Raw genomic sequence first — 963 nt, forward strand, 5'->3', positions numbered from 1 at the left:
AACTGTCTGAGACTCCTGCGATTTAAGAGTCTCGAACTTAGCTAGCGCAACACGCTTCCATTGGTTATTGCGATGACGCACAAAAATGAATCTAACGGTCACAAAAATAAGTGTAATTAGTAGAGCGGCAAGCACCCACCAACCAATAGATGGCGGCCACCATGAAATAGCAGGCTGAGTAATAATGTCGTGAATAGGGAGCTCGTTCATCGCGATGATGCTCCTAACGAAACTTGCCGAGAAATTTCAGCAAGTTGATGCTCAAAGTCGAGATTCGTGTTCAACTCCCAAGCATTTACATCCCTATTACGCGACAGCTGTTCGACGCGATTAGTAATTGCTTCATCCCAATTAGATAAGACCTTACGAGCACCCTCGTCTTGTCCGCGAATGTAAAAGGTATGATCGCCATCCGACACCGGAAGTGCCCCCCCTGTTGGCAAATTCTTTTCTAAGGGGTCTGTGCAGCGTAGCAATACAAGCTCATTATGCTTAGCCAAAGTATTTAGATGGCGCTCGCCGGTGGCATCAAGCTTGTGATAATCACTAATAACAAATATCAAGGTACCCGGCTTTATGACTTGGCAAGCTTCTTTGAGCGCTAGGGTGAACTGTTGATTTCGATTAAGTTGAGGCGCTGATGCCGAGGTCTCTGCACTTAGTTCGTTGTTTAACGCAACGACATGGTTGATGTACTGAAGAATAGACTTGCGGTTACGACCGGGTTTGATAGTGAGTAGTTGTTGATCGTTAAAAATTATTCCGCCTACGCGATCATTATGCGCATACGCACTCCAAGACAATAGTGCTGCACATCGCGCTGCGAGTACAGATTTTAAACAGCCGCGGCTACCAAAAAACATAGAAGCGCTCTGATCACAGATAACCACAACAGGACGCTCTCGCTCTTCTTGGAATAGCTTTGTATGCGTAGATTGTTTGCGCGCAGTTACACGCCAATCG

At 46.1% G+C, this 963-nt stretch carries 2 protein-coding genes; both read right to left on the reverse strand.

Annotated features, from left to right (window positions below):
- Window positions 1–210 (reverse strand): DUF4381 domain-containing protein (locus A3739_RS25130; protein WP_156502823.1); only part of this gene is annotated, 210 nt, incomplete at its 3' end.
- A partial coding sequence (locus A3739_RS25135; RefSeq protein ID WP_068503197.1) for a DUF58 domain-containing protein occupies window positions 207–963 on the reverse strand: 757 nt, incomplete at its 5' end. The genes A3739_RS25130 and A3739_RS25135, both read right to left, overlap by 4 nt.

This window comes from Oleiphilus sp. HI0067 (assembly GCF_001635735.1).